The sequence below is a fragment of the Streptomyces sp. P17 genome (genome assembly GCF_032436805.1).
Lineage (GTDB): Bacteria > Actinomycetota > Actinomycetes > Streptomycetales > Streptomycetaceae > Streptomyces.
The window spans coordinates 1-359 of sequence record NZ_JAVRBF010000449.1 but is presented as its reverse complement, the minus strand read 5'-3'; the positions used below and the strand labels follow the sequence as shown (position 1 = coordinate 359).

Below are 359 nucleotides of genomic sequence, written 5' to 3'. Positions count from 1 at the left end.
GGGCAACTAAAGCAAAGTTTTGGCGGCGATACGCTCAATACTGCGGTTTATCTTTCTCGTCTGACTCAGTCCTATGGCATCACGACATCTTATTTAACAGGTCTTGGCATTGACCCGTTTAGTAAAGAAATGCTCCATAATTGGCAACAAGAGGTCGTGATGCCATAGGACTGAGTAAGACGAGAAAGATAAACCGCAGTATTGAGCGTATCGCCGCCAAAACTTTGCTTTAGTTGCCCATCCACTTTTTGCAGCTCTACCATACATTCGCCGATGATGGCGACTCGATTCACCTTCATAATAGAAGTACTCCTCAATGTTTGCTGACGACAGTATGGCAATTATTTAAACACTAAACA

1 protein-coding gene is annotated in these 359 nt (G+C 43.5%); it reads left to right on the top strand.

The window, feature by feature from the left end; genetic code table 11:
- The coding region (locus tag RMT89_RS46245; RefSeq protein ID WP_399498897.1) for a PfkB family carbohydrate kinase at positions 1–168 on the top strand (168 nt) is incomplete at its 5' end.
- Positions 169–359: the final 191 nt, after the last annotated feature.